The organism is Flavitalea sp. (assembly GCF_035489435.1).
Taxonomy (GTDB): domain Bacteria; phylum Bacteroidota; class Bacteroidia; order Chitinophagales; family Chitinophagaceae; genus DATHKG01.
On the sequence record NZ_DATHKG010000077.1, the window covers coordinates 1 to 6,565 of the forward strand.

The following is a 6,565-nucleotide window of genomic DNA, read 5'->3' on the forward strand; positions in this document are numbered from 1 at the left end:
TTGGGTTGTCAGATACGCGGCATTTATTTTATTCAGGAATGGGTTTGAGCACTCAAAACTTCCGTTTAATGCTACGTCGGTATGAACGTCTTTCACTTGAATGCTTTCTGAATCAAGGATCACATCTTTTGAGTAAATTTCTATTTTTCTGAATGCATGCCAGGTGAATTTCGGCTCCCAGTTTTCGATGCCATCTCCCTTTAAAATATACTCATCATATTGCCCGTAATCCTCGCCTTCTTCACTAATGTATCTTATTTTGATTTCACTTCCAGCCTTGCCTTTTACATGCAAAGCTGCCCAACCTGCTACCGTCTCGTCCAAATGATATTGATAAACGGAATCTTTTATCCGGCCATCAAAGACTGGGGTTAAAATTCTTAACACCTTATCGAATGGCGCTGTTTGCGAATTCAAGCGCCCTGTAGGAGGTTTTGCAAGAAGTGAGTATGCCCAATTTGAATCGTTATAGCCTGGCTTGTTCCAGGCACCGAGCTCTGATCTTGCGTCGTACTTCTCGCCAGTAAAAATTCCATTTTTTAATAGTGCGCCATTATTTGTTTTCCACTTGTTATCTGACCCGATAAGCTCTGATGTCCCATCTGTATAACTAATCTCCATCTGGAAGATCAATTTCGGCACATCATACCACATCTTGCCCTCCACCGTTCTGTCTCGTTGGTTATACCACCCATTACCTAATATAATTCCTAAAGCATTATCTTTTGAAATAATACTGCTGGTAATGTCGAATGTGTTATAATACACACGCTGTGTCGATTGATCATCATAAGGATAAAGCAAATTTTTAAGCGGCCTTTTGTCATAATTTGAAACGGCCGGGGCCAGTACCTGGTCACCTATTTTTTTACCATTTAAAAAAAGTTCGTAAAAACCAAGTCCACTGATATAGGCTACCGCTTGCTTTATTTTCTTTTTCACGGTAAAATCTTTTCTGAAATAGGGTGCAGGATAGGTTATAGCCGAGTCAGGATTTGGATCAATAAAAGATCCGATCCATTTCGCTTTCCAATCGGCAGCATTTAATAAGCCCATTGACCATGAAGCCACGGAACTCCAGTCAGATCGAACGTTTTTCTCATCCCACACCACCACTTTCCAATAAACCTTTGTTCTGGAACTTAGCGGCTTACCCTGGTAAATCACTTGAGTAGAATTAGATGAATTGACTATATGACTGTCCCAATAGTCCCCAATATTTTTGCCTAATAAAGAAATACTGCTTGCTACTAATATGTGATATGCTTTTTGCCTTTTAGCTTTGTGTACTGACGTTAATTGCCAACTGATGGTTGGATGTTGGCTTTCTATAGCTATAGGATTGAGTAAGTACTCGCACTTTAAATTCGTTATTTTAAGATCTGGATCCTTGCTGTAACCAATAGTTATAAAAAAAAGTAGAAATATTACAATACTGCAACTAACTTTTATTTTGAATTTCATCGAGAAAAAATTAATGAAGAAGGTGCGATTTAATGCAGGTGAACAAGTTTAAAGCTACAGCTTACTAAAGTAATTTCAAGTTTTTGAGGCTTTCAGTTCCACTATCTTAGTCAAGTAAATCAGTTTGAAGAATCGAATATGCTTTTATCGGAAGAGTTCAGTTTCTCTTTTTGGCAGCTACGATGCACTTAAGTTCATTTTTGATTTTTACAGGCGTCCCTCTTTTCAAGTGCTTACCGACAGTACGGCATCTATCCTGGAGAAACACTATCAAATGGTTTCGAAGAGGATGGGGTTTGCCATCTTGCCTCCTGAAGCTGATTTGGCGGGCTTGGCATGGAGAAATAGCGCAATAGAAAAGAACTTCGAAAGGGCGCTTACGTTTTTACAACTGAATCAACGGCTTTATCCTGATAACCCGGGCGTCTATGATAGCTGGAGCCTGTATTATGAAGCAAAGGGAGACGATCAGAAAGCAAAGTCCTTTTATGATAAAGCAGAAGCGTTGAGAAAAAGGGCGGGAAGCAATTAAGACAAAACGGACCCCACAACAGGCTGTTTGCTCGGGGATTCTTCGCCTTTACCTTTGGTCGATACTATAAATCACGGGATATGCAGCCGGATCTTATAACTTAACAACGAGCCCGGTTCGTCTCCAAAAAGGGTAGTACCTTAAGTAGCGTCGCTTTCGAAGTAGAGGGATATGAAGATGTTCGTTACCTTAAAGGAGGAAATTCAGATCTGGAAAGAAACAGGATTAGCAACCACTTCGTAAATTTGAGCACAAAAGTACTGAAGTCACAATCTTTTTAGTTATGAAACGCCAAGACAACAACAATCATATTCAGGATATTGTGGCGAATATTCTTCAATGCCCCTGTTGCGGAGCGAGCGTGTCTAGGCATTCACCGAACTACGTTTGCAATCATTGCGGAAAACCGTTTTTGTACAATTCTACATTACAACTATTGAATTTCGAAATCTCTCTTTTTCTTGGTATTAAACTTGATGTAGGCTGTGATCATTTTTGCACGACTGCTTTTTCTTTTTAGATTTTATCTTGTGTTTGGGAAGCACACTCTCCTGTTCGAAAACGTACACTAATCCTGCTCTACAGATTTAAACTTGGCTTAAATAAACTTATTACAGTCTCTTTTACTTTGGCATAAATATTGAAATTGTCTACGGCTTACTATTACTATTTTGTATCAATGCTAAATTTATAAAATGAAGTCACACGCTTTCGTATCAGCCATATTTTTCGGTTTAGTTTTCTCATATTCCCATGCTCAAAATGAACATATCCTAAGTTCCGATTTTAAAGATCGAATGGATAGTATTCTTAAAGAAAAAAATGTACCGACAGTGGCTATCGGCTTAATAGAAAATAACGAAATAGTGATGACTGAGGTGATCGGTATAAGTAAACCCATTAACAATGCATCCTCCGACCTTCAGTTTAGCGTAGCCTCGTTAACTAAACCTGTCTCCATGATGCTTGCGTTGACACTTGCCAGTAACAAGACCTGGAACCTCGACGAACCTTTGGCGCACTATTGGATCGATCCGGATGTCAGGGGAGATACCTTGGCATATCAGTTGACGAGTAGACACGTGTTGAGCCATCAAGGAGGTTTTACCAATTGGCGGTCCATGAATCCGGATGGAAAGCTTGTTTTCGACACGGGCCCGGGCGTTGCATTTCGCTATTCCGGTGAAGGCTATGAATATTTAAGGCGCGCGATAGAAAACAAATTCGATCAGCATTTTGAATACCTCGTAGATTCATTGGTGTTTAAACCGTTGCACTTGAATCATAGTTTTATGAAGTGGCCGGATCAGCTGGATACCCTACACTATGCGGGTCGCTTCGATCTAAATGGTAAAAAGTACCCCATTGAAAAAGCTGCTTCTGCGAATGCAGCCGCCAGTTTAATAACAACAATTCGAGACTATACCAGGTTTGCCCTGGCATGCCTTAGGGGAGAGGGTATATCAACAGACTTAAATAAACAAATTCATACACCGCAGATTATGGTAACCCAGGTGAAGGATGTAGGAATAGGTCTTTCATGGGTTGTCCTGAAAAATTTGACTCGCAACGAGTACGCGTTAATGCATACAGGAAGTGATCCTGGCATCAAAACATTGATAGTACTGCTTCCAACATCTAAACGAGGTCTGGTAGTGTTCACAAATGGCGATAACGGTAATAAAGTTTATGAAGAAGTATTAAGAGAGATGCTGGACGTCGGGAACGAGATATTATTAAGAATGAAGAAGAATTCGTAAAAAATTAAGTCAGCGGTGAGAAAAGTCATAATTTCTTTTGGTCATGTAGAGTATTTGATTTGGTTGTCAGGCCTGGACCTCGCTTGTTTGTTTTTCCAGCATTACAAGATGGGATTTATATTTTCTTAATAATAACCCCCGCTCAAACAAGTTTTATAGTTTGCGCAGCAGCAAGTTTTATTGCCTTTAACAACCCGTATTTCAGTTTAAAGATACTGTCTGCAACTCAACGGCTACATTTGCCCGGAGATTCCCCTGAATTTTATTTCAAACAAAAGAAATATTGCGTTTGCGATTCAATCGTCTCAACTCTTGGTAGATAATTCTGCTGATTGAGTAATGTACTTCTTGGTACAGGTCTGGTCGTTTGTTTATTTTGGCTGCTACCTTTTTCTAGAATTCATCATCATCGTAAACCTCTAACCAGAACCACGTTTGGTTTTTGAAAAAGATTTCGTAATGCGCTCGGGGATTTTGTGGATATTCTGGTTCTAGGTTTTGTTTCAAAAGTTTGACCTTTACCCGATCAACAATCCGTCAGCGCAACATACTGTAATATGCTTTTTGCTGTGCATTTACGTGAACTAGTATATGCGTAAGTCCTGACGCATTAGTTTTGATCAGAGCCTGGGATGAAGCAAACGGAACGGTAATAATCTTACCTCCCATAAAGTTGAAGCTCTGATCAAACTCAGCAGTGATGAAGTCTTTTCTCACATCTATTCCCTAACCGTGCTGACGGCCGCTGATTCTATAATTTCCATTTTGCAGCTTGGTTAAATTAAAAGCACCGGGATCGATCGCGTGCCCAGCCATACCGGAATTCACGTAAGGAAGACAATAAGATCTACTTGCTAAGAGGTCACCATTTGTTAAGTCGAATTTTAATCCGACGAATTGTTGTGGGTCAGTTGAACTGCAGATTCCTGAAATGATGCGGCCGAATGCTACTACATGATTTGCATCTATATCCACACCGAATATGTCTGAACCAGCATTGTTTGTAAATGTCCTGCTCCATATGTCTACTCCGTTTTCGTCAATTAAGAAAAGGTGGGATTCATATGATCCTCCAATTTGCCAACATGAAGTGCTGATACAGATAATTCCATTGTCCCCTTCTTTTATATCCTGGACAAAAAAATTATCAAGTGAAGTATCTTGGGTTATACTATAGTTTTTCTCCCAAAGAAGGAACCCGTTTATATCCAGCTTAATAACTACTACATATCTTCGGGATGTTGCGTGCTCAGCACTTATACCAACTATTAGGAAGCCATTTTCTTTCGTTTCGACACATTTATATATGGTAAGTAAACTGTATGTTTTTAGCCGTAACGTTTTTTGCCAACCAATCTGCAGTGTTTCAGAAATACGAACTATCGATATTGCTGTGTCATAATTGTTCGGATCTATTATCCGGGCAATTATTACCTGCCCATCTGCTTTAGTATTTATTAGAGTAAGCGGAACAATGCTGGCATCAGCCGATTTGATAAAAAATCTTCGATTTTCCTCATGACAAATATCTTGACCTGTTGCTTGCAAGTGAATCAACTGCGAAACCATAATACATAACAAAACCCTACACGAAACTAAACGGGCAATGAAATTAAACTTAAACATTTAAGCTGTATCAATATTTTTACATCGCATTGGCTGATATCACCAAGGACTAATTGTTTTTATACACGGCCAAGGATGCCTATGGTTTTTCACTGAATTATTTTGCAGGAGACTACCAGGCAATTACTGGTTCCATCAAGTTCCCGGAACCTATGAAATACAGGAAAGTATTTGCAATAAAACCGGCTGTCCGATAAATTGTCTATTTTCACTACTGCCAGTTGTTTTGTATTGTGGTGACACGAACATCACTAAAAAGGCAGCTGTTTGCAGTTAACCATTTCCTATTCTTTTGTCGGACTAAAGTGATTGAATAATGATCTAAAGTTCGACTTATAACCAAAAAAACAATTAAGTTAATCTTTAGGCGCTCGCTATAATCAGTCGAACGCTTTAAACAAGGTCAATATTCTTTTCGATTAGCAAAGACACTTTATCAAACTATGCGCGCAGATCGTCGGGCGATTTTGGAAAAAAATAACCGCATAGATTCTCGTGACAGAAGAAAAATCGAAACGGGGTAGGGGCTCTGACAAAAGCACAACCCAGCCATTTAGCGCGGCGATAATGAGATGGAGATAGCCCCGCAGATAGCCCGCAGATGCCCGCGGATGCGGCAACGAACGATGTGTTGGGATAGCCCTGCTAGTTATAGAACAAGTAATGAAGTATTAAAGAAAAGGTTTCAATGGAAGTAACTTAGGTTTTACTGTCGCACTTATCAATTGAACCACATAAAATAGGCATCGTATTCTGTTCGGTTAGTTTATCACAACAACCACCGTGTTCATTCATATTTTTAAAATTGCTTTATGAGTAAGTTAGAACGAAGAGACTTTATTAAAAAGACAATGATGGGTGGCATGGGCGTTACATTATTGAATGGTAATGCGTTGGCGAATATTACTCCGCAAACTAACGAAACAGCACCTTCACCTAACAAGGGTAAATATGGGCCATCGAAGAAAATTATTGTTGGAGGGGCAGGACTGGCCGGACTTTGCTGTGCTTATGAATTGATGAAAAAGGGGCATGATGTAACAGTACTTGAAGCCTCCGGCAGACATGGCGGACACGTCTTTACAGTTCATGATGGTCTGTCTGATGGCCTGTACGGTGATTTCGGGCAGGAACACATTGTGAAGCCCGGTTATAAGCTTTATTTTGAATATGCTAAGGAACT

At 39.7% G+C, this 6,565-nt stretch carries 5 protein-coding genes; 3 read left to right on the forward strand and 2 right to left on the reverse strand.

Annotation, left to right across the window (positions count from 1 at the left end):
* Window positions 1-1,464, reverse strand: a 1,464-nt coding sequence (locus VK664_RS11710) for a family 78 glycoside hydrolase catalytic domain (protein ID WP_461398844.1), incomplete at its 3' end; no start/stop codon positions are given.
* Window positions 1,465-1,588: 124 nt separating this feature from the next.
* Between VK664_RS11710 and VK664_RS11715 the strand changes: the two genes are divergently transcribed.
* Entirely contained in the window at window positions 1,589-1,996 is a 408-nt protein-coding gene (locus tag VK664_RS11715) for a tetratricopeptide repeat protein (RefSeq protein ID WP_461398845.1), read from the forward strand.
* A gap of 695 nt (window positions 1,997-2,691) precedes the next feature.
* On the forward strand, window positions 2,692-3,756 hold the full coding sequence (locus VK664_RS11720; protein ID WP_461398846.1) for a serine hydrolase domain-containing protein: 1,065 nt from the start codon (window positions 2,692-2,694) through the stop codon (window positions 3,754-3,756).
* A 726-nt stretch (window positions 3,757-4,482) separates the two neighbouring features.
* Here the strand turns inward: VK664_RS11720 and VK664_RS11725 are convergent.
* Window positions 4,483-5,382: a hypothetical protein gene (locus VK664_RS11725; RefSeq protein WP_461398847.1), complete on the reverse strand. Its 900-nt coding sequence runs from the start codon at window positions 5,380-5,382 to the stop codon at window positions 4,483-4,485.
* 812 nt (window positions 5,383-6,194) lie between these two features.
* Between VK664_RS11725 and VK664_RS11730 the strand changes: the two genes are divergently transcribed.
* On the forward strand, window positions 6,195-6,565 hold a 371-nt coding region (locus VK664_RS11730; RefSeq protein WP_461398848.1), incomplete at its 3' end, for an FAD-dependent oxidoreductase.